The sequence below is a fragment of the Streptomyces sp. NPDC046985 genome (assembly GCF_040644415.1).
Lineage (GTDB): Bacteria > Actinomycetota > Actinomycetes > Streptomycetales > Streptomycetaceae > Streptomyces.
In genome coordinates this window covers 21,074-46,191 of sequence record NZ_JBEYWK010000031.1, presented here as the reverse complement: position 1 = coordinate 46,191, position 25,118 = coordinate 21,074, and the positions used below count along the sequence as shown (strand labels likewise).

The following is a 25,118-nucleotide window of genomic DNA, read 5'->3' as shown; positions in this document are numbered from 1 at the left end:
CCGTCCGCACCCAGACCCGTTCGGTCCGAGACTCGTCCGGTCCGAGACTCGTCCGCACCCAGACCCGCCCGGCCTGAGACCCGTCCCGGCCCGAGACTCGCCCGCACCCAGACCTGCCCGGCCCGAGACCCGTCCGGCCCGAGACCGGACCGGGGCGCGGCGGACCGGGGCCCGGCCGGGGCCGCCGTGACCCCCGGCCCCGCCCCAGCCCCGGCGGCGGCCCGGCCCGCCTCGCCCCGGCGGCGGCCCGCCCCAGCCTCGCGGCGCCCCAGCCTCGCGGCGCCCCGCCCCGCCGCGGCCGGCGCCGGGGCGAGTCCCGGGGCCGGGGCGGGGCCCGGTGCCGGGGGCGGACCTCAAGGATCGCCTGAGCGATCCTGCGGTCCGGCTGCACCGCCCTTCGACCCCCCTGGTCTTCCCTGGTGACCCATCGTCTGCAACGGAGGAATCGAAATGGCGAAGAGCGCGATCATCGTGGGCGCCGGGCCGGTCGGTCTGATGCTCGCGGGCGAGCTGCGGCTCGGCGGCGCGGACGTCGTCGTCTACGACAAGCTGCCCGCCCCCAGCGGCGAGTCGCGCGGCCTGGGATTCACCAGCCGTACCGCGGAGGTCCTCGACCAGCGCGGGCTGCTCGACCGGCTCGGCGACGTCCGCTGGGGCAAGCAGGGCCACTACGGCGGCGTCCGCATCGACTTCTCCCTCCTGGACGAGAGCCACTTCGGCGTCATGGGCCTGGCCCAGTCCGTCACCGAGGACATGCTCGGCCGCTGGGTCGCCGAGCTGGGCGTCCAGGTGCGCCGCGGCTACGAGCTGACCGCCCTGACCGAGACCGAGGACGGCGTGGTCCTCGGCTTCGAGGGCCCCGACGGACCCGCCGAGGCCGCCGGCGCGTACGTCGTCGGCTGCGACGGCGGCAAGTCCACCGTGCGCGCCCTGGCCGGCATCGACTTCCCCGGCCAGGAGGCCACCCGCGGCATGTACCTGGCCGACGTCGTCGGCGCGCACGTGCGCATGCGGCCCATCGGCGAGCGCGTCGAGGGCGGCGGCATGGTGCTGTCCGTCGCCCTGGAGCCGGGCGTGGACCGCATCGTCGTCCACGAGCCCGGGATCCGCCCGCACCACGGCGAGGGCGAGCTGGAGTTCTCCGAGCTGGCCGACGCCTGGCAGCGCATGACCGGCGAGGACGTCCACGGCGCCTCCGCCTCCTGGATGTGCGCCCTGACCAACGCCACCGGCCTGGCCGCCCAGTACCGCAAGGGCCGCGTCCTCCTGGCCGGCGACGCCGCCCACGACCACGCCCCGCTGGGCGCCCAGGGCGTCAGCGTCGGCCTCCAGGACGCCGTCAACCTCGGCTGGAAGCTCGCCGCCGTGCTCGGGGACCGGGCCCCTGAGTCCCTGCTCGACACCTACCACGCCGAACGCCGCCCGGTCGGCGAGCAGTTGATGCGCGACGTGCACTCCATGTCGCTGCTGTACCTCTCCGGCGAGGAGATGGAGCCGCTGCGCGCCGTCGTGCGCGAACTCGTCGCCCTGCCCGAGGCCGCCCGCCGCCTCGCGGGCCGCGTCTCCGGCCTGCACATCAAGTACGACGTGGGCCCCGGGGAGCACCCCTGGCTGGGGCTGCGCCTGGCTCCGCACCGCGCCGTCGAGCGCGCCGACGGCGCCCGCACGAAGGTCGCCGAGCTGCTGCACGCGGCCCGCGGCGTGCTCATCGTCACGGACGCGGACGACGGCCCCGCCCGCCTCGCCGCCCGCTGGGCCGACCGCGTCGACGTCGTCGCCGGCGCCTGGGCCGACCAGGACGCCGACCGCCGGGACGCCCCGCGGGCCGTGCTGGTCCGCCCCGACGGCCACATCGCCTGGGCGGCGCCGGCCGGCGGCGACCTCCAGGCCGCCCTCACCCGCTGGTTCGGCCCGCCGACGGCCGCCTGACGTCCCGCCGGCGGCCGCCCGACGGGCCGCCGCACGACACCCCCCGCCCACCCCGCAGTTGAGGAGCAGGACATGGCAAAGGGCGCGATCATCGTAGGCGCCGGGCCGGTCGGGCTGATGCTCGCCGGCGAACTGAGACTGGGCGGCGTGGACGTCGTCGTCTTCGAGAAGCTCCCCGCGCCCAGCGGCGAGTCCCGCGGCGTGGGCTTCACCCGGCGCGCGGCCGAGGTCTTCGACCAGCGCGGCCTGCTGGAGCGCTTCGGCGACGTCGCCTGGGCCCAGGGCCACTTCGGCGGGGTCCACATCGACTTCTCCAAGCTGGACGACAACCACTTCAGCGTCCGCGGCGTCCCGCAGTACCGCACCGAGGAGATCCTCGAAGGCCGGCTGAAGGAGCTGGGCGTCGAGGTCCGCCGCGCGCACGAGGTGCTCGGCTTCCGCGAGACGCACGACGGCGTCGTCGTGGAGTACGAGGGCCCCGACGGCCGCGGCGAGGAGAGCGCCCGCTACCTGGTGGGCTGCGACGGGGCGCGCAGCGTCGTGCGCCGCCTCGCCGGCATCGGCTTCCCCGGCTGGGAGCCCACCCGGGGGATGTACATGGCCGACGTCGTCGGGGCGGACGTGCGTCAGCGCCCCATCGGCGAGCGCGTGCCCGGCGGCATGGTCATGGCCTTCGACCTGGAGGACGGCGTCCACCGGATCGTCGTCCACAACGAGTCGCTGCGCCCGCCCGAGGACCGCAGCGGCCTCACGTTCGCGACGATCGCCGACGCCTGGCAGGACATGACCGGCGAGCGCCTGCACGACGCCGAGGTCCGCTGGATCAGCTCCTTCACCGACGCCACCCGCCAGGCCGCCCAGTACCGCAAGGGACGGGTCTTCCTGGCCGGCGACGCCGCCCACATCCACATGCCGGCCGGGGCGCAGGGCATGAGCGTGGGCGTGCAGGACGCGGCGAACCTCGGCTGGAAGCTGGCGGCCGCCGTCAACGGCTGGGCGCCCGAGGGCCTGCTCGACACCTTCCAGTCCGAGCGGCACCCGGTGGGGGAGCTGCTCATGCGCAACACCCGCGCCCAGACCAGGCTCTACCTCTCCGGCGAGGAGATGGAGCCGCTGCGCGCGGTCATGCAGGAACTCGTCCAGGACGCCGCGGTGGCCCGCCACCTGGCCGGCCAGGTGTCCGGCCTCGACGTCCGCTACGACATGGGCCCCGGCAGCCACCCGCGGCTCGGCCTGCGGCTGCGCCCCGACACCCCGCTCAAGCTCGCCGACGGCAGCCCCGCCGCCGTGCGGGACCTGCTTCAGCCGGCCCGCGGCGTGCTGTTCGTGACCCCCGCGGCGGCCGGCGCCGACGCGCTGCGCGCCACCGCGGCGCGCTGGAGCGACCGGGTGGACACGGTCGCCGGCGACTGGGCCGAGGGCGAGGGCGGCGCGCCGGACGCCCCGCACGCGCTGCTGCTGCGCCCCGACGGCCACATCGCCTGGGCCGCCCCGGACGAGGCCGCCCTCAAGGACGCGCTGGCGCGCTGGTTCGGCGCCCCCTGACACGCCCGGCGCCCGCGCCGGACCCGGCCGCAGAGTCCCCCCAGGGGTGCTCTGCGCGCGGGGCGGCGCCCCGCAGGCGCGCCCGCCCGGCCCGGAAGGCGCCCGGAAGGCGCCCGGAAGGCGCCCGCAACCGGGCCGGGACGGGTCTGCGCCCGCGACCGGCCCGGCCCGGAAGGCGCCCGCAACCGGGCCGGGAGGGGTCTTCCACCCGCATCCGAGCCCTGGTTGAGCGACGGGGCCGACCGTGGGCGGACACCACCCTGACCCCCGGGGGGAGCAGGCCGGTCCGGCGCGCCGGCGGGGCCGGCGCGGCGGCGCCGCGGTCCGGCCCTCCCCCGTCTCCCGAGCGGAGTGCTTTGTGAGCAGCGGACGCATGGAAGTGTGCCTGATCGGCGCCGGACCCCGCGGGCTGTCCGTACTGGAACGGCTCTGCGCGCAGGAGCGGAAGTCCCCCCGCTGGGACCGGCTGACCGTGCACGTAGTGGAACCGGACCCGCCGGGCGCCGGCCGGGTCTGGCGGCCCTCCCAGTCCCGGCACCTGCTGATGAACACCGTCGCCTGCCAGGTCACCGTCTACACCGACGCCAGCGTCGCCGTCGAAGGGCCGCTGGAGGAGGGCCCGAGCCTGTACCAGTGGGCCAAGGCGCTGGGCCCCAGCGCGCTGACGCCCGGCGCGGGCGCCCCCTACGACGACGAGACCCTCGCCGAGGCCCGGGACCTGGGGCCGGACACGTACCCCACCCGCGCCCTGTACGGCCAGTACCTGACCTGGGTGTTCGGCCGGGTGACCGCGAGCGCGGCCGCGCACACCACCGTCCGCCTGCACGCCGCGCGCGCCGTGGCCCTTCAGGACGCCGATCCCGGCGCGGGCGACGGCGGGGCGCAGACCGTGCTCCTGGAGGACGGCGCCCGCCTGACGGGCCTGGGCGCGGTGGTGCTCGCGCAGGGCCACGTGCGGGTGCGGCCCACCGACGAGGAGCGGGAGTTCGCCGCGTACGCCGCCCGGCACGGGCTGACCTACATCGCGCCGAGCAACCCGGCGGACGTCGACCTGTCCGCGATCGCCCCCGGCGAGACGGTGCTGCTGCGCGGCCTGGGCCTGAACTTCTTCGACTACATGGCGCTGTTCACGCGCGCCCGCGGCGGCCTGTTCGAGCGCGTCGACGGCCGCCTGGCCTACCGCCCCTCGGGCCGCGAGCCGCGGCTGTACGCCGGCTCCCGCCGCGGCGTGCCCTACCAGGCGCGCGGCGAGAACGAGAAGGGAGCGCACGGCCGCTGCCGCCCGCGGCTGCTGACCACCGCTTTCGTGACGGCCCTGCGCGAGCGGGCACGGGGCGGGGAGCCGATCCGCTTCGGCGCCGAGCTGTGGCCGCTGATCTCCAAGGAAGTGCGCACCGTCTACTACGAGACGCTGCTCGCGCGGCGCGCGGGGCCGGCCTCGGCGGCCGCCTTCGCGCAGGCGTTCCTGCGGGCCGGGGACGAGAGGGCCGAGGACGCGCTGCTCGCCGCGGCCGGAGTCGGCGACGACGAGCGCTGGGACTGGGACACGGTCGCCCGGCCCTACGGCGAGCGGGTCTTCCAGGACCCCGCCTCCTTCCGCGGCTGGCTGCGCGGCTACCTCGACGAGGACGTGCGCCGGGCCCGGGAGGGCAACGTCAGCGGCCCCTTCAAGGCGGCCCTGGACCTGCTGCGGGACCTGCGCAACGAGCTGCGCCTGGCGATCGACCACGGCGGCCTGGACGCCGACTCCCACCGCGACGAGCTGGACCGCTGGTACACGCCGCTCAACGCCTTCCTCTCGATCGGCCCGCCGGCCTCCCGCATCGAGGAGATGGCCGCCCTGATCGACGCGGGCGTCCTCGACGTGACCGGTCCGGGACTGCGGGTGGCCGCCGACCCCCTCGACCCCGCGGGCCCGGCCTTCGCCGGCGCCTCCCCGGACGTCCCCGGCCTGCGGGTGCGGGCCACCGCGCTGGTCGAGGCCCGGCTGCCGGAGACCGACGTGCGGCGCACCGCCGACCCGCTCATGGAGCGGCTGCTGCGCACCGGCCAGGCCCGCGCCCACCGCGTCGCGGGCGCGGACGGCTCGTCCTACGAGACCGGCGGCCTGGCCGTCTCCGAGCGCCCCTACCGCCTGCTCGACGCGCAGGGCGCGCCGCACCCCAGACGGTTCGCGTACGGGGTGCCCACCGAGGCCGTGCACTGGGTGACCGCGGCCGGCATCCGGCCGGGCGTGGGCTCGGTGACGCTGGAGGACTCCGACGCCATCGCCGCGGCGGTGCTGGCGCTGCCGGAGCCGCGCCCCGCGCCGCGGCCGCACGGGGCGCCGGCGGTCGCGGCGGGCCCGGCGCCGTCCGGCGACGCGCAGGCGGCGCTGTCCGGCAGCGCGGGCGCGGGAGCGGTCGCGTGAGCCGCCCCCGCGGGAGCGGTCGTGTGAGCCGTCCCGCCGACCGGGACACCGGGCTGCTGTCCCCGGTCCGCGCCGGCGCCCCCGTCGAGGCCGCCGTCGCCGACGGCGCCTGGGTCCAGGCGATGCTCGACGCGGAGGCCGCGCTGGCCCGCGCCCAGGCGCGCTGCGGCACGGTCCCGCCCGCGGCCGCCGCCGCGATCACCGCCGCCGCCCGAGCCGCCGACTTCGACGCCAGGGAGCTGGCGCTGGCCTCGCGGGAGACCGCCAATCCGGTGGTGGCCCTGGTCGCGGCGCTCACCGCGAAGGTCGCGGCCTGCGCGCCGGAGGCCGCCGAGTACGTGCACCGCGGCTCCACCAGCCAGGACGTCTTCGACACCGGCGCGATGCTGGTGGCGACCCGCGCCCTGCGGCTGATCGCCGCGGACCTCCAAGAGGTGGCCGGCGCCCTCGCCGCGCTGGCCGCCGATCACCGGGACACGGTGATGGCGGGACGCACCCTCGCCCTGCACGCCGTGCCCACCACCTTCGGGCTGAAGGCGGCGGGCTGGCGCCAGATGGTCCTGGAGTCCGCGCAGCGGCTGGAGCGGCTGGCCGAGGGCGGCCTGCCGGTCTCCCTGGGCGGCGCGGCCGGCACGCTGGCCGGCTACCTCCAGCACGCGGGCGACGACGCCGACCCGGCGGCCGTCCTGGAGGAGCTGACGGCCGCCTTCGCGGACGAGACCGGGCTGGCCGCGCCCGTGCTCCCCTGGCACGCGCTGCGCACGCCGGTCGCCGACCTGGGCGCGGCCCTCGCGCACACCGCCGGGGCGCTGGGGAAGATCGCCGCCGACGTGCTGGTGCTGGCCCGCACCGAGATCGGGGAGGCGGCCGAGCCGGCGGCGGCCGGACGGGGCGCCTCCTCGGCGATGCCGCACAAGCGCAACCCGGTCTTGTCGACGCTGATCCGCTCCGCCGCCCTCCAGGTCCCGGCGCTTGCCGCCGTCCTCGCCCAGTGCCTGCCGCACGAGGACGAGCGGTCGGCGGGGGTCTGGCACGCCGAGTGGCAGCCGCTGCGCGAGGCGCTGCGGCTGACCGGCGGGGCGGCGCACACCGCCGTGGAGCTGGTCCGCGGGCTCGCCGTGCGCCCCGAGCGGATGGCGGCCAACCTGGAGGCCACCGGCGGACAGCTCGTCTCCGAGCGGCTCTGCGCCGTGCTCGCCCCGCGGCTGGGCAGGGCGGCCGCGAAGGACCTGCTCACCCGGGCGTCGCTGCGGGCGGCGGAGACCGGGCGCCCGCTGGCCGCCGTGCTGGCGCACTCCGGCGCGCTGCGCGGGGTGCTCGCGCCCGCGGAGCTCGCCGCGCTGCTCGACCCGGCCGGTTACACCGGCGCGGCCGGCCCGCTGGTCGACCGGGCGCTGGCCGCCGGCCGCGGCCCGGCCCGCCCCGCCCCGAAGGACACGCCCTGACGCCCTGACCGGGAAGAGGGCCCGGTCCGGCGCGCTGCGCGGGGTGCTCGCGCCCGCGCAGCTCGCCGCGCTGCTCGACCCGGCCGGTTACACCGGCGCGGCCGGCCCGCTGGTCGACTGGGCGCTGGCCGCTCGCCGCGCGTGCGACGGGATCGCCCGCGGCCCGCCCCGCCGGTCCCCGCCCGCCGGTCCCGGCCCGACCTCGTCGGACGCGCGGGGGCGCCTCCTGACCCCGCACCCGCTGAACGTGGACACGGCGGATCCCGTCGGACGCAGGGGGAGGGGGGCTCTCGACGACGACGCGGGCGCGGGGAAGGGGGGGTGAGGGGGCGTCAGACGGCGCCGAGGCGGAAGCCGACGCCGCGGACGGTGACGATCCAGCCGGGGTCGCCCAGCTTGCCGCGCACGCTGCTGACGTGGGTGTCCACGGTGCGGCGCGACCAGGAGTCGCCCCACACCCGCTGGAGCAGCTCCCGGCGCGGGACCACCGCGCCGGGATGCTGCGCCAGCAGACGCAGCAGGTCGAACTCCTTGCGCGTGAGGGCGACCGGCGCGCCGTCCACGGTCACCTCGCGGGCGCCCGCGTCGATGCGCAGCCGGCCGTGCCGGATCTCCCGGACCGGGGCCGCGGCGGCCGCCGACTGCCACTGGGCGCGGCGCATGACGGCCTCGATCCGGGCCGTCAGCTCACGGATCCCGAAGGGCCTGGTGACGTAGTCGTCCGCGCCCGCCTGGAGTCCGAGCACGCAGTCGGTCTCGGACTCGCGGGACGTGACGATGATCAGCGGCACCCGGCTGACCGACCGGATCGCCCGGCACACCTCCAGCCCGTCCAGGTCCGGCAGCTCGAGGTCGAGCAGGACGAGGTCGGCGCCGCCGTAGGCGTGCAGGGCCGCGCCGCCGTGGGCCGCCCTGGTGCAGGTGTGGCCGTGCCGGCGCAGCTCGTGCGCCAGCCCGTCCCCGGCGTCGGCGCCCACGACCAGGACGCGCCGCCCGGAGACCGCCGGCGCCGGCCGGGGCGCGTCCCGGCCCGGCACGTCCCGTACCGAGGTCTGGCCGAAGTCGCCCGGCCCGGGGGCGCTCTGGCCGGGCGGGTGCTGGCCGGGGGGCCGGGAGTCGGCGCCGGGGCGCGGCAGCCGCGCTCCCCGGACCGGCGTGGGGGCCCGCCGCCCGTCGTGCTCGGGGTGCGGAGTGGACCTCTGGTGCTCCAGCAGTGCCTGCGCCTGAACCTGGCTCATGCCTCCCCCGGGGGGTCGTGGCGGTCCCGGACCGCTCCGGCCGCCTCCGCGCCGACGCTAACGGCGCACGGTCGAGCCCCGATGCAGCACCGATCCAGGCCCCGCCCGCCCGCCCGGCCGCCCGGCCGCCCACCCGGCCCGGTGCGTGGCCGAGGCCCGCCCCCTGCTGCCGCGCACGCCTCGGCGGCCGCGGCAGTCGTGAGCGGCCGCGGCGCCTCAGATCACACGAAGCGGGCGGCGGCGAAGCCGAAGACGACGAGCGTGGCGGCCGCCGCCGAGCGGTTCCGGCCCGCCGAGCGGAAGCTCGACCAGGACGGCGGCTGTCCGGCGAGGGCGCCGGGGGCGTGCTGGGAGCGGATGCGGGCGCTCCTGCCGCCCGCGCGCGCCCTGCGCGCGGCGACGCACGCGGAGAAGGCCCTCGGGCCCGGGTCGCGGACTGGCGCGTACCGGCTGATCGGCGCCGTGGAGAAGGGCGCCGCGGCCGGCGGGGACACGGGGGCCACGGCCTACGGCACGAACCGGCCCGAAGTCCTCAACTCCGCCCGCGATCCGCCGGACCGGCCCGACGCGCGCCCGATCGAGCAGGGCGCGCGGCCCTCTCGAACGACTGACCGGGCCACCCTGGACGGTGACGCACCGCCGCCGGCGGTTCCGGCGCGGGCAGAAGGCCGGCGGCGGCCCCCCTCAAGGACTCTGAGGGCGGCCGCCACGTTCGTCGGGCGGACTCTCAGGACCGGACGTCCGCGGGGACGTCACCGGCGCTCACGCTCTGAACGAAGGCGCCCCAGGCGCCGCGCGGAAAGAGCAGCGCGGGCCTCTGCTTGTCCTTGGAGTCGCGGACTCCGACCCGAGTGGTCAGGTCGGCTGCCTCGATGCAGTTGTTGCCTGTTCCGTCGCTGTAGGAGGACTTGTACCAGGCGTCTTCCGGTGCGACGTCAGTGGAGGGCTTGTGGTCTCGGTTGATGTCGATGGCTCCGCTACTTTCCAGTGAGTGCTTCCAGGAATTCGATGGTCTCCTCGAGGCCGAGCGCGGCCCCGACCATCGCGTTGAACCGGCGTGTGAACCGGTCGACCTCGCGCGGCTTGTCTGACGTGGACACAGCTCCCCACGCGTTGTCCGTCTGAACCCGCGACGGAAGCTCGCCGAGGTCCAGGATCGTGAAGTCGTTGCTCGACCGGTAGCCGCGTTTGAACGGCAGCACCTGGACCGAGATGTGGTCCTGACGGGCCAGCTTGACGACCTCGCGATACTGGTCCTGCATGGTGTCCTCGTCGCCGACGGGGATGCGCAGGGCCGCTTCGCCGAGTATGACGCGGAGCCGGAGGTCGTCACGCTCCAGGACTCTCCGCTTGCGTTCCATCCGGAGGTCCACGTTGCGCTGTATGAACTCGCTGGTGGTGTCCTCGACAGGGCGCTGGACTTCGAACAGGGCTCGCGCATACGCCTCGGTCTGCAGGAGGCCGTACACGACGGTCGGGTGGTAGGCCAGGATCTCCGTGGCCTCGGCTTCCAGGCCGACGAAGTGCGGCATACCGGCTGGCATGAACGCGCGGTACTGCGTCAGCCAGTCGTCGTGAGGAGCCTCGCGGTTCAGCTCGACCAGCAGTTCGATCAATTCGAGATCGACGACTGAGTACCGCTTCAACAGGGTGCGCAGGTCGCCGACGTTGCGTCGGAAGTTCAGCTCGCCGTTCTCGACCCGGGCGAGAGACGCTTCCGACAGCGCCTTCAGTCCACGCACGGCGGCTCTACGAGTCATGCCGCGCGCCCTGCCGTCTTCGACGGCTGGGCAGTTCTCGCGCAACTGTCTGAGCTGGATGCCGAGTTCCAAGCGCCGCCCGGTTGCCCCACGCCTTGCAGCCATCTGTGCAACACCCCCATGCGTCTGCGTCGGTTGAGTACCGCCCTGCGCACAGTCTGGCATCCGCTGTGCGCTCATCGCAGCCCCTGTGCAGATTCCCGCATAATCCATTTACGGTCTCGCTGATTTTTCAGCGGCGATCCAGTTGCCTCGCAATGCGGTCTACCGCCACGGTAGTTGAGCCAACGCAAACCGCGGCAGGCGAGTGGGTTATGAACCGCATTCTTGTGCGATTGCACTGCGCCCTGCATGCCGCCCTGTAGGCCCGGAGGTATCGGTATGACACCTGCACTCGCCATGCAGGAGGGAAACGCCCCTCGGTCAGGCTTCGAGCTGTCCATCGGGCGGCGACCGAACCACGACGGCAGCGGTCTCTCCAGCGTGGATGCCAAGTGGCCCGGCAGATGCCGGCGCATCGTCCGCGCGGCCTTGAACCTCTGGCGTCAGACCGGCCTCGCCGACACGGCGGAGCTGCTGACCAGCGAGCTGGTCACCAACGCGCTCCAGCACGGCGCCGGGCCGGACGTCGGGATGCGTCTCTACCTCACCGCGCACCACCTGGTGCTCGAGGTCCGGGACGGCTCCACCGGGCGCCCCGTCGTGCGCCAGGCGCAGCCCGACGACGAGCACGGCCGCGGCCTGGCGCTCGTCGAGGCCCTCTCCGACGCGTGGGGCACCAGCCCCGACGGCACCCGGACGTGGTGCGCTCTCGCCCTCACCCCCTGCGAAGGGCCGACCCGCATGCAGCCCGCTGCCGCCAACGCCCCCGTCTTAGGGTCGTTGACTCCCCTGCGCCTCCCCGGCGACCCCGGCGCGGCCACCTGCGCCCGCGCCTACGCCCGCCAGGCCCTCGCGCTGATGCGATGGGACGGACCGATTGACGCCGCCGCGGTGGTGGTCGGACACCTCGCCGCCAACGCCGTCCAGCACGGCGTGATGCCTGGTCACCCCGGGGAGAGGGTGACCCTCGAGCTTCGCATCGAGGAGGAGGGCCGGCTCCTCGTCGACGTCACCGACCCGAACCCGGAGTTCGGCGACTTCGAGGCCGCTCAGAAGGGCTAGGAGGGCCGCGGCCTGCGAGCGGTGGCAGTAGAAGGAGTGGGCGCGTGAGCGGCTGAGGACATCGCCCGATCTACGACCGCGCAAGGGCGACCCGGACGGCGCCCGTCATCGTGCAGCAGAAGGTGGACGTGCTGGCGGCCAACACGAGAGGCCTGCGCTACTGGGTCCGACTGCCTGAGCAGTGGCCCGCCGACCTCGCCGACGGCCTGGACCTTCTCGCCTATCGCCAGGAGGAACGCCCCCCGCCTCCAGACCTTGACCGGCGCCACGGGGGAGACAGACGTCTGCTCGGTGCTCGAACGCGCCCAGAGCGCCGAGCGGCTTCTCACCGCACACCTAGCGCACCGGAGGAACCATGACCGACCTTGGAATGCTCAACGTCCCCAAGCAGACCCGCCGAGACCTCGGCGGCGGCTTGGGGTACGCCTTCAACGGGCAGCACTTCGACGCCCCGGCCGACCTCGACGTCACCGCAGCGGCCGACGCCCTCACCAAGCCGCTGTCCGTGATCGTTCAGGTCACCAAGCGCTGCGACTTCGACTGCTCGTTCTGCTCGGAGGTCCTACAGAAGCCGGACCCGACCCTCGACCAGCTCGCCGCCATCCAGAAGAACCTGGCCGGCGTCGGCCGGATCTTCCTGTCCGGCGGCGAGCCGCTGCTGCGCAAGGACTTCGGCGCGGTCGTCGACGTCTTCCACGGCCACCACATCGTCGCCGTGCCCACGAACGCCACCCACGCCCCGGACCACGCCCGGAACATCGCGGGGAAGGTCTCGTACGCGAACGTGGGCTTCGAGGGGCCTCGGGCCGCCTTCCGGCGCGTGCGCGGCGACTACGACAAGACCATGGCCGGCGTCCGCGTCCTGCAAGAGGCCGGCATCCCCCTCGCTCTGTCGGCCGTCGTCTACCGCTCCACCCTGTCCGTGCTGCCGTACACCGTGCAGATCGCGGACGTCCTGGACGCCACGAAGGTGAAGTTGATCCTGCCCCTGCGCAAGGGCAACGCGCTGAACCTCGCCGACCACGAGTTCATCACGACCGAGGAGGCAGAGAGCACGTTCGCGCGGCTCAAGGAGCAGCGCGCCGAGATGCAGTGGTCCCCCGCCCTGCGGCTGACGGCGTGGACCCCGCAGAACCAAGGCCACATGATCGTGATCGAGCCCGACGGGGCGGCGCGGGCCTGGCCGGTGTACGACGCGCCGGACCTGTGGGAGTACCTGGGCAACGTCCTTGAGGAGCCCATCACCGAGATCTGGAAGCGGTACCGCTTCAAGGACAACCACGTCTCCAAGTACGTCGGCCGGTCGATCCTCGCCGTCGACCAGGGGGTGTGACGTGCAGGAGATGACGAACCTGTCGTGGCCCGAGACGCCGCTCGGGTCGGTCACCCGCCCCATCCAGAAGCAGGGGACGTGGCTCACCGCGCTGTCCCTGCTCTGGGGGGAGGCCGACGACGAGCCGGTCCTCATGGGCGCCGCCGCGGTGTTCATGAAGATCCACCGGACGCAGTCCCTGCCGGTGTCGGCGCCGCTCATCCACTTCGGCTACCGGGTCCTCCTCCCGGACAGCCTGGGGCAGACGGCGGAGATCGTCCGCCATCTCGACGTCGCTCTCGTCCAGTCCCGCCGGAAGGCGCAGTTCGTCGCCTGGCACAACGGCGCCGACGACCTGCACGTCCTCACTCAGCTCCCGCGCGCCGAGGGGGAGCCGCGGCACCCGGGCGTGAGCGCGGTCGCCGCCGGCTGGCGAAACCGCACGGCCCGGGAGAAGGGCGTGGCGCGCTACGTCGACACCAGCCACGACCTCGGGCCGGTCGGGCTCGTCAGCGACACCGCCGCCGCGCACGGGCTGGAGCCGCTGAAGCGGTTCGCCGGCCCCCAACAGCAGGAGAGCGCGCAGCAGGCATGCGACGCCCTCGCCGCAGGGCGCAGCGCAGGCGATTCGCGTGACGCTCTCGCCGCGAGCGTCCTGTCCTCTGCCGTCATCACCGCCCTCCTGTGCGGCAAGCACAGCGGGCGACTGCACTGGGACGAACCCCTACGCCTCTTCGACGTCCTGTTCGCAGCCGCATGGCAGATCGCGCCTTCCGTGCTGGGCGGCGTGGCGTCAGCGCGCACCGAGTAGCGTCCGCCGGAGGCCGCCCGCAGCGGGCGCGCGGCCCCCGGCCTACGGCAGGGACACCGCATGATCATCATGAGCAGCTCGCCCACCGGACACGCACTGACGCCTCCGCCGCTGCGTGCCGGCACGGCACGGATCGCGTCCGTCGACGTCGAGTGGTCGAAGAACTACCGGATCAAGAACGGGCAGCGACCCTTCTGCTTCAGCGCGGTCTGGCTCGACCTGCCCACGGACCGTGCCCGCGATCTCGCCGACGCGACGTTCCAGTGGACCAGCCTCTACGTCGAGGAACCCGACGAGATGGGACCGCTGATCCAGCAGGCCGCGACGTGCCTCACCGCAGCCTCGGAGACCGCCGACATCGTCACCGGCCATCAGTTCTGCGCCGACCTGTCCGTCCTGCGGGCCAACGCCCCCACGAGCGTCGTACCCGCTCTGGAACGGGCCCGCGAGCAGTGGCTGCGGCGCCGTGACGCCGACCCTGCCGCAAGCCGCTACGTCGACACCCGATACGACACAGGGCACCTCCTCGCCGGGACCTCCCGCCGCCTGGTCGACGTGTGCACCGAACTCGGGCTCGACGTCACCCAGCCCGAGCTGCGCGGTGCGAGCATGCCCGCCCTGCACCGCCGGTGGATCGAGAACGGCGACGAAGAGGGCCGGGAACGCGTCAGCGTCCTCAACCTGCGCCACTCCGTCTCCACGGCCTTCGTCGCCGCCCTCACCGCCGAACTCGCCCACTGGCCGGACACCGGCCTGAACGTCAACCGAGCCATCGCCGACAGCGCGAAAGGCGCATGGGGATGGCTGGAAACCCCTACCTTCACCGCTCTCCTGGAGGACTCGTGCCCATCCGCGACTGCCGGGTCATCGCCGTCGAAGGCACTCAAGCGGCCGGCAAGACAACGTTCGTCCACGCGCTGACCGCGCGCCTGCGCGAGCAGGGCGTCAACGTCGCCTGCACCGGCGAACCCGCTCGGACCAGCCCGTTCATGGAGGACATCGTCCTTCACGGCGAAGGGGGCTTCGACCTGGTCGCCGAGATGGACCTGTTCGCGCAGCACTTCACCGTGCCGCTCCGCGCCGCCCGTCACCACCGGGTCCTGATCACCGACAAGACGCCGCTGAACGTCTTGGCGCTCGCGGGTCTGGTTCTGGATCTCAGCGAACCCCGCGTCGGGGCATGGCTGCGGTCCGCCGAGCGCATGTGCCAGGTGTGGATGCCCCTCGCGTACGACATGGTCGTGTACTGCGGGGACCGCTACGACCAGAAGGCCGGCGGCGACCGGATGCGGGAGAAGGTCCTGCCATTGCAGGATCAGGCGGATGAGGCTGTCCGCGCGGCTCTCCGCAAGGTCCCCGAAGTGCCGGTCCTCTCCATGCCGCTCAACCTGACCGTCGCGGAACGTGTCCAGTGGACCGTCGAACGCGTTGAGGAGACGGGACTGCTCGCGGCCTGACCCACCCGCTACGGTCCTACCGGCAACGCGCACCGCAAGGGGTCGGAGGACGAGGCGGCAGTGCAGCAGCTACCCGTGAACGACGTGATGCTCATTCTGGAGCGCGGCGGCGCCGTGTGCCTTGCCGAGCGGCAGGGCACCGGCTACGCCGACGGGATGCTGAATCTGCCCTCCGGGAAGCTCGACCGGGGCGAGGACGTCTTCGACGCCGTGAGACGCGAAGCGTGGGAGGAGATCGGCGTCCGCATCGAGCGGGACGCCCTGCGGATCGTGCATGTCATGCACTTCCGCAATCCCGAGGGCGAGCCGCGGATCGGCTGGTTCTTCGCCGCCCGCCACTGGCAAGGCGAGCCCCGCAACGTGGAGCCGCACAAGTGCGCCGGTCTCTCCTGGCATGCGAGCGACCAACTCCCGTACAGCACGGTCCCGTACAACGCCTTGGGCATCGCGCACTACCTCAAGGGCGAGCCGTTCTCCGTGCACGGCTGGTAAAAGGGCCGCCGCATCTACACAGCCCTCACCCGCTACGGCCCGCAGGAGAAGTGAAGCGATGACCACGACCGCCGACTGGGCGCCCATGGCCCAGGCCCTGGCCGCCGACCTGCGAGCGAAGAACGCGATCCGCTCCGATGCGGTCGCCGCGGCCATCGAAGCGGTGCCCCGGCACCTGTTCATCGCCGGACACTACGCCGCCGGAAGGCACACACCGGTCGACCCCGCCCGGCCCACAGGCGAGCTGCTGGGGCTCGCCTACGCAGACCGCGGCATCATGACCCACACCCCCGACGACGGCGCCGGCGGCTTCTCCAGCACCTCCCAGCCCTCCATCGTCGCCAAGATGCTGGAAGCCGCCCGGCTGCGGCCCGGGATGCGCGTGCTGGAGATCGGCGCAGGCACCGGCTGGAACGCAGCTCTGATCGCACACATCACCGGCGCCGACGTCCACACCATCGACGCCTCCGGGCTCGTCGCCGCCGGAGCTCAGGCCGCCCTGGACCGCGCAGGCGCGTCGCGCGTCGCCGTGCACGCCGCGGACGGCTACCTCGGACACCGGGACGGCGGCCCGTACGACCTGGTCATCGTCACCTGCGGGATCGCCGGGACCTCCCCGGCCTGGCACGACCAGCTCGGCGACGACGGCGCCGTCCTGGCCCCCGTCGCGCACGGCGGCCTGCACCCCCTGCTCCGCGTCACCCGCACCCCCCAGGGTCTGACCGGACGACTGGTCGCCAACGCCGACTTCATGACCGCCACCGGGCCGCTGTACGCCGGAGTCACCCCGGCTCCGGCCGCCCGCGGCCACCGCCTCCCCGCCCCCGATCCAGCCGCCGCCCGCCCCGGCGCCGTACCCGACGACCTGGACCCGCGCGGCTCCTACGTCGACCTGTGGATGCACCTGGCCGCCCGCGATCCGCGGACCACCTGCGCGGGCGCCGAAGGCGCCACCGACTACACCGGCGCCGCCCTCGTCGAAGACGACTCCACAGCGGTGTTCGTCCAGCCCAACGGCCTCTACCCCACTCCCGGCGCCCAGACGCTGGCCGACCAGGCAGAGCAGCGCATCGCCGAGTGGGCGCAGACCGGACGCCCCGAACTCACCGCCTGGTCCTGCTCCCTCGCCCCGGGCGGCAACGAAACCCACCCGCTCCTCACCCCCACCGAGTGGAGGCTGTAGACGGGCGCCGACCGCGTCGGCCCCCCGTCAGGGCGCCTCAGATCACGCGAAGCCGGCGGCGGCGAAGCCGAAGACGACGAGCGTGGCGGCCGCCGCCGAGCGGAAGTTCGACCAGGACGGCGGCTGTCCGATCAGGACGGCGGCTGTCCTGTGCTTGACGTAGGGCACGATGCCAGCAGCGCCCCGGGCGGCACGGGCTCCCCTGCCGACCGGAGCCGTGCCGCCGCCCCCTGCGGCGCCGAACGCCTGACCCGGCAGGACGACCGCCCGAAACGAGGGACAGACTTTGAAGGCTCTGATCGCCGGAGGCGCCGGCTTCATCGGCAGCACCGTCGCCTCCGCCTGCATCGACAGCGGCATCACCCCCGTCGTCCTGGACAACCTGGCCACCGGCCGGCGCGAGTTCGCCGACGGCCGGATCTTCTACGAGGGCGACATCGGCGACGGCGCGCTGATCGACCAGGTCTTCGCCGAGCACCCCGACATCGAGACGACCGTCGACTGCGCCGCACTGATCGTCGTCCCCGACTCGGTCGCCAACCCGCTCGGCTACTACCGCGAAAACGTCGCCAAGGGCATCGAGTTCCTCGAGCACCTCGTGCGCAACGGCTGCCGGAGACTCCTCTTCAGCAGCTCCGCGTCCCTCTACCGGGCCGACCCCTCGGACTTCTCCGTGGACGAGCAGTCCCCCCTGGAGACCCTCAGCCCCTACGCGCGCACCAAGGCGACGTTCGAGACGATCCTGAGCGACGTCGCCGCCGCCGGGACCCTCGACGTCGTCTCCCTGCGGTACTTCAACCCGATCGGCGCCGACCCGCAGTTCCGCACCGGTCTCCAGGTCCGCACCCCCACGCACGCCCTCGGCAAGATGATCGACGTCCACCACGCGGGCCAGCCGTTCTCCATCACGGGCGCCGACTACCCCACCCACGACGGAACCGGCATCCGCGACTACGTCCACGTCTGGGACCTCGCCGCGGCCCACGTCAAGACCATCGAACAGTTCGACGCCGTGACCCGCGCCGCCCCCTACCGCGTCGTCAACCTGGGCACCGGCCGCGGAACGACCGTTCGAGAACTCGTCGCCGCCTTCGAAGCCGTCACCGGGACCCCGCTTGCGACCGTGGAGACCGGACGCCGCCCCGGCGACTCGGCCGGCGCCTACGCCCGCGTCGACCTCGCCCGCGAGCTTCTCGACTGGAAGGCGAAGCACTCCGTGGAGGACGGCATCCGCGACTCCCTGCGGTGGCACGAGATGCGCGACACGGTGATCGGCGCCGCCGAATAGGCCGCTCCTCTTTCTGCGACGCCGTCACCGCGGCGCCGCAGCGAGCCCGCGGCGCCGTCCCGCTCGACGCGTCGAAGCGCCCCCGGCCGGTTCCGCCGGCTGACGCGAGACGGCGGGGGACGGGCCGCCGGCGCCGGCGCACCGCTTTGCGACGCCGAGGACCGGAGGCGGGCGCGTCCTCAGTTCACGGCAGCGTGTCCTGCTTGGTCTTGAGCCGTTCGGCGAGCAGGCTCCATTCCATGCCGATGCGCTCGGCGATCGGGGCGATGACGCCGAGCCAGTGGGCCGGGACCGCGTCGATCAGCTCCCGCCAGCCGTCGTCCGGCCCGGCGGCGTGCGACTGCATCCAGCGCAGGAACTCCCGGCCGCCCGCGGTGTAGCGGACGGCGGGATCGCTGGCCATCTTCGCCGCCACCGCCGTCCAGGCCGGAGTCTCCTCGGTGCGGTTCCTGCGCTGCGGCGCGCCGTCGGCGACGGGCGCCGCCCGCAGCGGCGCACGGGCCGCGCCGCCGGAGTCCGCGCCGCCGGGAGCCGCCGGGGCGGGCCGCGACGGCTCTCCGGGCAGCCGCACCGACCGCACGGGACGGACGGAGTGAACAGAGGAGACGGAGGGGGCGGAGGGGCTGGGGTGGGCGGGGCGGACGGACCGCAGCGGCTGCGGCGCCGCGTCGGCCGTCCGGCGGCCGCCGCACTCGGGGCTCTCGCCGCGCCGCAGCCGGGCGCTCACGTCGTGGACCGTGCCGAGCGACACGTCGGTCTCCCGGGCGACCTGACGGAGCGGGGCGCCGGGGTGCGCGGCGATGTACTCGGCGGCCCGCCGCCGGCCCTCGCCCGGACCCACCGGACGCCGCCTGCCGTCCCGGCCGACGCGCTTGGCGTCCAGCGGCGTTCCCTCGCCGTGCCGCTCGCGGATCGAGGCGATCGTCTTCGCGCTCAGCCCGGTGACGCCGGCGACGGCGCGGTCGGACCAGTCGGGGTGGCAGCTCAGGACGCGCCGGGCCCCGGCCACGCGGTCGGCCTTGGACAGCGGCAGGCCGTGCGAGCCGTTCGCCTTCATGGCGATGACGAGCGCCTCGGAGTCCGAGCAGTCCACGAAGCGCGCCTTGACGCTGCTGTCGCCGCGCAGTCTGGCGGCCTCCAGCCGGTGCAGGCCGTCGATGACGCGGCGGCCGTCGATCTGGACCAGGATGGGCGGCAGCTCCGCCGCGCCGGCCGCGTCGGCGAGGAGCTGGACGTGCGCGGCGTCCGTGCCGCTCCGGCGCACGGACACGCTCGCCGAGAGAGCGTCGACGGAGACGTCGCGGGCCGGAATCCGCTCGAAGCGCTTCAGATCGAATGCGCCGCCGGCCGACGCGTCGACGTCCTCCGTCCCGACGGAGCCGAACGCGTTCGTGAGCAAGACGGCCTGCGCGCTGCTCTGAGCCATTCCTTCACTCCCTCTCTGCCGCCGCTGCCGACGAGCGTCGCAGGAAGTGCTCCAGCAGCAGTCGAGGGGAGATCGACGCTTCCTGGAAACGCGCTGCAGCGCCGCCGCGCCCGGCCGCCTCGCCCGGAAGGGGGGGCGAGGCGGCCGCGCGGGGGAGAGGGGCGCCCTTCCTGCGGTCAGGGGCGCCCTTTCCGCGGTGTCGGGAGGACCGTCTCCTGCGGCGCCAGGAGGGCTGTCTCCCGGGGCGCCAGGAGGGCCGCTTCGTCCGGCAGGCGCCGGGCCGCCGGGATCTGAACCGTGGACGCCGCTTCGCGCACGCGGCTATTTTGCCGTGGCGGCCGTCTGGAAACGGCCGTCTCATCTGCCTGCTTTCCTCAGTCGAACCCGGAAACCCGTGAAGGTGGTCATGGAATCAGTCATGAACGGCTCGGCCCGCACGGGGCCGCCGGTGATCGGGATCTGCGCGCGGACCGCGCCGGTCGCGTTCCAGGGCGACGACATGGTCGTCAGCTTCGCGCTCCAGGCCCACCTGGCCTTCCTGGCCGCGGCGGGCTGCACGCCCCTGCTGCTTCCGCTGCTGCCCGGCGTCGAGGCCGTGGCGGACCGGATCGACGGCCTGCTGATCCCGGGCGGCCCCGACCTGGACCCGGCGCTGTACGGCGAGGACCCGCACCCCGGCACGCGGGCCGCGACCCCGGACGCCGACCGCGTCGAGCTGGCGCTGACCCGGGCGGCGCTCGACGCCGGGCTGCCCGTGCTGGGCGTCTGCCGCGGCATGCAGTTGCTCAACGTGCTGCACGGAGGCACGCTGCACCAGCACCTGCCCGAGGTCGCCGGCCACGACGGCCACCGCCCCGACACGCCGTCCTTCACCCTCGGCGCCCACCCGTTGAAGCTGGAGCCGGGCAGCCGGATCGCGGGCGTCCTCGACGAGGACGCCCCGCAGACGGCCTGTCACCACCACCAAGCCGTCAACCGGCTCGGCGCCGGCCTCACCGCCACCGGCTGGGCGCAGGACGGGACCGTCGAGGCCGTCGAGGTCACGGATCACCCCTTCGCCGTCGGCGTGCAGTGGGAGGCGGGATTCACCCCCGACCGACGACTCCACCAGGCACTCGTACGCGCCGCCCGACGCCCCTGAACCGACTGCGTCCGCCGCACGCGCGGGAACCCCGCATTCAGCGGAACGGTCGTATCCGGCGGAACGCCCGCATCCGCGGGATGGGAGCAACGCCCGCGGTCAGCGCCGCGGCGGCGGGGGCGGCCGGCGCACCGGCCCGCCGTGCGCGGCCGCCCGGGCACGCCGCCTCCTAGCCGAAGGCGGCCGCGCACGCCGCCTCCTCGCCGCGGGCGGCCGCGGTCGCCTTCGGCGGGCGGGCAGCGGGGGAGGGGACCGGCCGCGCCGCCGCCGGGGTCCCGCCCCGCGGGATCAGCCCCGCAGAGCGGCTATGGCCTTCTCGATGCGCCGCCGGCGCGTCTCGGGCTTCTTCGCGCTCTCGACGGCGCGCACGTGCTCGCGCTTGCGGCTGTACGTGAGGCTGTCGTAGGCGGCGCGGGCGGCCGGCTCCTCGTCCAGGGCCTGGGCGAAGTCGGCGGGCTCGACGACGACGCGCGGCTCGGTGTCGAGCTCCACCTCGACCTCGACCTCCTCGCCGATCTCCACGCCCGCGGCGCGCCGGTTGGCGTTGCTCAGGCCGAGCAGGTGGCGGCCGCGCAGGAGGGCGACCCGGCTCCTCCAGGAGTGCCCGTTGAGGGTGATCGTCACCGGCGGCCGCGAGCCCTCGCCGAGCGCCGCCACCACCTCGGGCGGGACTTCCAGACCCCGCATGGGCTCGGGCGGCTCGACGCAGGTCCGAAACTTCAATGCCTTCTCCCGTCCGTCCTGCCGGTTCTCCGCGGACCCCGCCCGCCCGGCTCCGATGCACCGCTCCCGCCGCGCCCCGGTCACGGCCCTCCGGGACGGCGCGGCGGCACGCGCCCCGCCGTCCCGGACCGCCGTGCGAGGAGGACCGCGGCTACTCCGCGTAGGACTGGTCGGTCCCCTGGTCGCTGTAGCCCAGACTCCAGATGTAGCCCTCCGGGTCGGCGAAGGCGCCGCCGTACCCGCCCCACGGCAGAGCGCCGGCGGGCTTGAGGACCGTGGCGCCGGCCTTCTGGGCCTCCGCCATGACCTCGTCGACCCGCGCCTCGCTGCGGACGACGTAGGTCAGCACCAGTCCGCTGAAGCCGCTGCCCTCCTGGTCCGTGCCCACCTGCTCGGCCAGCCCTTCGCGGCCGTAGAAGCCGACGGGCGAGGCGCCGTCCGAGGCGAAGAACACCGAGACGCCGTAGTCCCTCTCGATCTTCCAGCCGAGCCCCTCGGTGTAGAACCGCTTGGCCCGGTCCATGTCCCGGACGCCGAGAAGGATCGAGCTGACGTGCGCTTTCATGCCCCGCTCCTTGAACTGTTGGAGGCGCACGCGCGCCGGACGCCCCCTGCCCGGGGACGTCGCGTCGGCGCGTGTCCGCCGGTCGACCGCTGGGAGAGGCCGGGGGAGTCAGGACCGCGAGGGGCGAGCCGCTGAGCACTCCCGGCGTCGGTGTTCCAGCCGGATTCTAGGGAGATCACCGCGACGAAGCTTATCGGCCCGCGCTGACTCCAGCGGATTTTGAGCCAATGTCAACTGCCGTCGGAGACCCCCTTGCCACCCTGTGAGCGCCGTGCATCCAGATAGGGGAATCCATGAAAAAGCTCGCATTGGCCACCGCGGTGATCGTGACCGGCCTGTCGGTCCCGGCCGTCGCCCCCGCGGCGGCGGCCGGGGAGGCCGCCGCGCCGGCCGCCGGAACCATCGCCTGGTCGCCGTGTCCGGACGCCGACCCGAACCTCGGCGCGCTGCTCAAGGGCCTGGAGTGCGGCTCGGTGGAGGTCCCGCTGGACTACGCCCGGCCCGAGGGCCGGAAGATCAAGCTGGCGCTGACCCGCGCGGTGCACACCGTCGCCGACGACCAGTACCAGGGCGTCGTGCTGCTGCACCGCGGCCAGTGGCCCGGCCCGATCAGCCGCGACATGCCCACCCGGTACGCCAAGGGCACGACCGGGCTGGCGAGGGACGTCGGCGCCGCGTACGACTGGATCGGCTTCGACCCGCGCGGCGTCGGGGCCAGCGAGCCGGCCCTCGTGTGCGACCCGTCCTACATCGAGCCGCTGCTGCCCGACCCGGTGCCCAAGACGGCCGCGGACGAGCAGAACTCCGTGAACAGGGCCGAGGCGTACGCCAAGAGCTGCGGCGACCGGTACGGCGACGCGCTGGACCACTTCACCACCAAGGACTCCGCACGCGACCTGGACCGGATACGGATCGCGCTCGGCCAGGAGCGGATCAGCTACTACGGCATCGACTGGGGCGGCTACCTCGGCGCGGTCTACGCGACGATGTACCCGACCCGGGTCAGGCGCATGCTGCTCGACAGCGTGCCCAGCCCCACCGGCGCGGGCTACCCGGACCAGATGGCCAAGAACGTCGCCTCCGAGCACGACGGCGGCCTCTTCTTCGCCTGGGTGGCCAAGTACGACTCCGTCTACCGCCTGGGCACGACCGCGGACGAGGTCGAGGCGAATTACTACAAGGCCCAGGACGCCCTGCGCGCGGCGCCGGTCGACGGCAGGATCGGACCGGCGGAGTGGACGAACTCCTTCGAGCAGGTCGTCTACCGCAGTTGGACCTGGGCGAGCCGCGCGAAGATATTCTCCGACTTCGTCGTGCGCGGCGACGCCACCGCGCTGCGGGCCGACTCCCCGGCCCCCGGCTTCCCGCAGCAGAACCGCGTCGCGGCGACCAACGCGGTCAACTGCACCGACGGCCCCTGGCCGAAGGACTGGAAGGTGTGGAGCGCTGCTCTCGCCGGTCAGTACGCCGCCGGGAACCGCCTCCTGACCTGGAGCAACGGCTGGTACAGCGCGCCTTGCGCCTTCTGGCCGGCGCGGGCCCAGGCCCCGGCGCGGGTCGGCGGCGCCGGCGTCGACATCCTGCTGGTGCAGCCGCAGTACGACGCCGCGCACGGGATGTTCGGCGCCCTCGACATGCGGGTGCGGTTCCCCGACTCCCGTCTCATCGTGGAGCTGGGCGGCCACAACGTCGGCTCGGCGCTGTCGGCGAACAACAACGCCTGCCTCAACGCCTACGCCAGCGACTACTTCAGGGACGGCGCCCGTCCCGCCTCGCGGTGGGGCGTCGACGCCACCTGCCAGGCGGCCGCGGACCCGGTGCCCCCCGCCGCCTGACCCGTCCTCGGCCGGGCCCCGCACGATCCGCCGTGCGGGGCCCGCCGCCCTTCAGCGCCCCGCGCCTCGCTCCGCGCCCCGCCGCCTTCCGCGCCCCGCCTCGCTCACGGTCCCGCCGCGCTCACGCGCTCCGCAGGCGCCGTCTCCAGTGCCGGGCGTCCGCGGTCGCGGCGGTGACCGCGACCGTGACGCAGGCGACCGCGAGGGCCGCGGGCAGCGGCCCCGCCAGGTCGCACAGCGCGCCCACGACGAGGATGGACACCGCCACGCCCGAGGGCAGCAGCGTGGCCCGCAGCGTCACCACCGACGCGAGCTCCTCGTCGGACGCCGAGGCCAGCAGCCGGTTGTTGTAGTGGACGAACGCCATCTCGAAGAGCACCAGGAACAGCGCGTACAGCACGATCGTCGGCGCCGTCCGGCCGACCGCCACCGCCGCCAGCAGGGGCGCCAGCGGCAGCAGCGCCCACGCCGTCGAGGGCACCCGGGCGAGGTAGCGCTGGGCCGGCAGGGCGGCGAGCGAGCCGGCGAAGACGGCGAGCGCCGACACCGCGACGAACACCCCCACCAGACGGGTTCCGCCGCCCAGCACGCGCAGCGGGACCACGGTGACGGCGACCGTGTGGAACCCCTGCCAGAACGCCACCAGCAGGAAACGGGCGAAGAGCCGGCGCAGCACCGGGTCCTGCACGCGCAGACGCGCGCCGGCCCGGGAGCCCGCGCCGTCCTCGGCGCCGGCCGCGGCCCTCTCCGGCGCGGGCGGCAGCGCCCAGGCCAGGAGCGCCGAGAGCGCCAGCGTGGCCGCGTTCACCGCGATCATGCCCCGCAGCGACAGGACCGAGGAGGCCGGCCCCGCCAGCGCCGCCCCGACGCTGACCCCGGTCAGCTTGCCGATCTCCGCGACGGTGTTGGCCTGGTCGAGCCGCCGCGAGGGCACTACGGTGCGCAGGAGGACCGAGGCGGCCGAGCGGGTGACCGCCTCGAAGAACCCGCGGACGACGACGAGAGAGGCCGCCGCCGCGAGCAGCGCCCCCTCCGGCGCCGCGAGCGCGGCCGCGGTCACCGCCAGGCTCGCCGCCTCGGCCAGCCGGATCAGGCCCTGCGGGGCGCGTCCGCTGAGCAGCCGGTTGAGCACGGCGCTCAGCAGCAGCGCGGGGAGCCACGGCGCGCTGAGCACCGCCCCGGCGAGCAGTCCCGACCCGGTGGCCGAGCCCACGCGCGTGGAAAGGGCCACGAGAACCATGAAACTGCCGACGGAATTCACGAACAGCAATACGGGCGTGAAATGCGGCGAGCGGACCCGCGCGAGATGAAATGTCATCAGGTCATCCTCCAGGGTCGGAGGATGGCAGAGCTGAACGGATTTCGGCTATCGGCGCCCCTGTCTATGTTGAACT

Annotated in this window: 24 protein-coding genes; 15 read left to right on the top strand and 9 right to left on the bottom strand. The window is 74.5% G+C overall.

Going from position 1 to position 25,118, the window contains the following annotated elements:
* The first annotated feature begins 450 nt into the window (after positions 1-450).
* The 5 genes from ABZ861_RS29670 (at position 451) to ABZ861_RS29650 (ending at position 7,654) form a co-directional block, all read left to right on the top strand.
* Positions 451-1,929 carry an FAD-dependent monooxygenase gene (locus tag ABZ861_RS29670; protein ID WP_361636504.1) on the top strand — a complete coding sequence of 493 codons (1,479 nt, stop codon included), beginning with the start codon at positions 451-453 and terminating at the stop codon, positions 1,927-1,929.
* Positions 1,930-2,001: 72 nt separating this feature from the next.
* On the top strand, positions 2,002-3,474 hold the full coding sequence (locus ABZ861_RS29665) for an FAD-dependent monooxygenase (RefSeq protein WP_361636501.1): 1,473 nt from the start codon (positions 2,002-2,004) through the stop codon (positions 3,472-3,474).
* A gap of 373 nt (positions 3,475-3,847) precedes the next feature.
* On the top strand, positions 3,848-5,884 hold the full coding sequence (locus ABZ861_RS29660; protein WP_361636544.1) for an FAD/NAD(P)-binding protein: 2,037 nt from the start codon (positions 3,848-3,850) through the stop codon (positions 5,882-5,884).
* Between the two features lie 23 nt (positions 5,885-5,907).
* The gene (gene pcaB / locus ABZ861_RS29655) at positions 5,908-7,329 is read left to right on the top strand and encodes a 3-carboxy-cis,cis-muconate cycloisomerase (protein WP_361636498.1); all 1,422 of its coding nucleotides are present in this window, start codon (positions 5,908-5,910) and stop codon (positions 7,327-7,329) included.
* A gap of 43 nt (positions 7,330-7,372) precedes the next feature.
* The gene (locus ABZ861_RS29650) at positions 7,373-7,654 is read left to right on the top strand and encodes a hypothetical protein (protein ID WP_361636495.1); all 282 of its coding nucleotides are present in this window, start codon (positions 7,373-7,375) and stop codon (positions 7,652-7,654) included.
* 7 nt (positions 7,655-7,661) lie between these two features.
* On the opposite strand, the gene ABZ861_RS29645 is transcribed toward ABZ861_RS29650, so the two are convergent.
* The 4 genes from ABZ861_RS29645 to ABZ861_RS29630 all read right to left on the bottom strand — a co-directional run bounded on the left by ABZ861_RS29645 (position 7,662) and on the right by ABZ861_RS29630 (position 10,399).
* Entirely contained in the window at positions 7,662-8,567 is a 906-nt protein-coding gene (locus tag ABZ861_RS29645) for a response regulator transcription factor (RefSeq protein ID WP_361636492.1), read from the bottom strand.
* 221 nt (positions 8,568-8,788) lie between these two features.
* Positions 8,789-9,061, bottom strand: coding sequence for a hypothetical protein (locus ABZ861_RS29640; RefSeq protein ID WP_361636490.1), 273 nt, complete (start codon positions 9,059-9,061; stop codon positions 8,789-8,791).
* 233 nt (positions 9,062-9,294) lie between these two features.
* Positions 9,295-9,531: a DUF397 domain-containing protein gene (locus tag ABZ861_RS29635; protein ID WP_361636542.1), complete on the bottom strand. Its 237-nt coding sequence runs from the start codon at positions 9,529-9,531 to the stop codon at positions 9,295-9,297.
* 13 nt (positions 9,532-9,544) lie between these two features.
* Positions 9,545-10,399 (bottom strand): DUF5753 domain-containing protein, encoded by an 855-nt coding sequence (locus tag ABZ861_RS29630; protein WP_361636488.1) that lies wholly within the window; start codon positions 10,397-10,399, stop codon positions 9,545-9,547.
* A 309-nt stretch (positions 10,400-10,708) separates the two neighbouring features.
* Between ABZ861_RS29630 and ABZ861_RS29625 the strand changes: the two genes are divergently transcribed.
* From ABZ861_RS29625 to ABZ861_RS29595, 7 genes are all read left to right on the top strand, one after another.
* On the top strand, positions 10,709-11,491 hold the full coding sequence (locus ABZ861_RS29625; protein WP_361636485.1) for an ATP-binding protein: 783 nt from the start codon (positions 10,709-10,711) through the stop codon (positions 11,489-11,491).
* A gap of 355 nt (positions 11,492-11,846) precedes the next feature.
* The gene (locus ABZ861_RS29620) at positions 11,847-12,824 is read left to right on the top strand and encodes a radical SAM protein (RefSeq protein ID WP_361636483.1); all 978 of its coding nucleotides are present in this window, start codon (positions 11,847-11,849) and stop codon (positions 12,822-12,824) included.
* 1 nt (position 12,825) lies between these two features.
* Positions 12,826-13,614 carry a hypothetical protein gene (locus ABZ861_RS29615; RefSeq protein ID WP_361636480.1) on the top strand — a complete coding sequence of 263 codons (789 nt, stop codon included), beginning with the start codon at positions 12,826-12,828 and terminating at the stop codon, positions 13,612-13,614.
* Positions 13,615-13,683: 69 nt separating this feature from the next.
* Positions 13,684-14,535, top strand: a complete 852-nt coding sequence (locus ABZ861_RS29610; RefSeq protein ID WP_361636478.1) for a hypothetical protein — start codon at positions 13,684-13,686, stop codon at positions 14,533-14,535.
* Positions 14,457-15,071: a hypothetical protein gene (locus tag ABZ861_RS29605; RefSeq protein WP_361636475.1), complete on the top strand. Its 615-nt coding sequence runs from the start codon at positions 14,457-14,459 to the stop codon at positions 15,069-15,071. The genes ABZ861_RS29610 and ABZ861_RS29605 overlap by 79 nt, the downstream gene beginning before the upstream one ends.
* Before the next feature lie 60 nt (positions 15,072-15,131).
* Positions 15,132-15,563 (top strand): NUDIX domain-containing protein, encoded by a 432-nt coding sequence (locus ABZ861_RS29600; protein ID WP_361636472.1) that lies wholly within the window; start codon positions 15,132-15,134, stop codon positions 15,561-15,563.
* A 58-nt stretch (positions 15,564-15,621) separates the two neighbouring features.
* On the top strand, positions 15,622-16,746 hold the full coding sequence (locus tag ABZ861_RS29595; protein WP_361636470.1) for a methyltransferase domain-containing protein: 1,125 nt from the start codon (positions 15,622-15,624) through the stop codon (positions 16,744-16,746).
* A 42-nt stretch (positions 16,747-16,788) separates the two neighbouring features.
* Here the strand turns inward: ABZ861_RS29595 and ABZ861_RS29590 are convergent, their stop codons facing one another.
* Positions 16,789-16,914, bottom strand: coding sequence for a hypothetical protein (locus ABZ861_RS29590; RefSeq protein WP_361636467.1), 126 nt, complete (start codon positions 16,912-16,914; stop codon positions 16,789-16,791).
* Between the two features lie 118 nt (positions 16,915-17,032).
* On the opposite strand from ABZ861_RS29590, the gene galE reads away from it, so the two are divergent.
* The gene (gene galE / locus ABZ861_RS29585; RefSeq protein ID WP_361636464.1) at positions 17,033-18,034 is read left to right on the top strand and encodes a UDP-glucose 4-epimerase GalE; all 1,002 of its coding nucleotides are present in this window, start codon (positions 17,033-17,035) and stop codon (positions 18,032-18,034) included.
* A 184-nt stretch (positions 18,035-18,218) separates the two neighbouring features.
* Here galE and ABZ861_RS29580 read toward each other — a convergent pair whose 3' ends face one another.
* Complete coding sequence (locus ABZ861_RS29580) at positions 18,219-19,460, bottom strand: ParB/RepB/Spo0J family partition protein (RefSeq protein WP_361636460.1); 1,242 nt, start codon at positions 19,458-19,460, stop codon at positions 18,219-18,221.
* Between the two features lie 406 nt (positions 19,461-19,866).
* Here ABZ861_RS29580 and ABZ861_RS29575 point away from each other — a divergent pair, with 406 nt between their 5' ends.
* The gene (locus ABZ861_RS29575) at positions 19,867-20,601 is read left to right on the top strand and encodes a gamma-glutamyl-gamma-aminobutyrate hydrolase family protein (RefSeq protein WP_361636457.1); all 735 of its coding nucleotides are present in this window, start codon (positions 19,867-19,869) and stop codon (positions 20,599-20,601) included.
* 288 nt (positions 20,602-20,889) lie between these two features.
* On the opposite strand, the gene ABZ861_RS29570 is transcribed toward ABZ861_RS29575, so the two are convergent.
* On the bottom strand, positions 20,890-21,324 hold the full coding sequence (locus tag ABZ861_RS29570; RefSeq protein ID WP_361636454.1) for a YdeI/OmpD-associated family protein: 435 nt from the start codon (positions 21,322-21,324) through the stop codon (positions 20,890-20,892).
* Positions 21,325-21,475: 151 nt separating this feature from the next.
* Positions 21,476-21,889: a VOC family protein gene (locus tag ABZ861_RS29565; protein ID WP_361636451.1), complete on the bottom strand. Its 414-nt coding sequence runs from the start codon at positions 21,887-21,889 to the stop codon at positions 21,476-21,478.
* Between the two features lie 293 nt (positions 21,890-22,182).
* Between ABZ861_RS29565 and ABZ861_RS29560 the strand changes: the two genes are divergently transcribed.
* A complete protein-coding gene (locus ABZ861_RS29560) occupies positions 22,183-23,724 on the top strand; it encodes an alpha/beta fold hydrolase (protein ID WP_361636449.1) in 1,542 nt (513 codons plus the stop codon).
* 121 nt (positions 23,725-23,845) lie between these two features.
* Here ABZ861_RS29560 and ABZ861_RS29555 read toward each other — a convergent pair whose 3' ends face one another.
* Entirely contained in the window at positions 23,846-25,042 is a 1,197-nt protein-coding gene (locus ABZ861_RS29555; protein WP_361636446.1) for an MFS transporter, read from the bottom strand.
* Between the last annotated feature and the right edge of the window lie 76 nt (positions 25,043-25,118).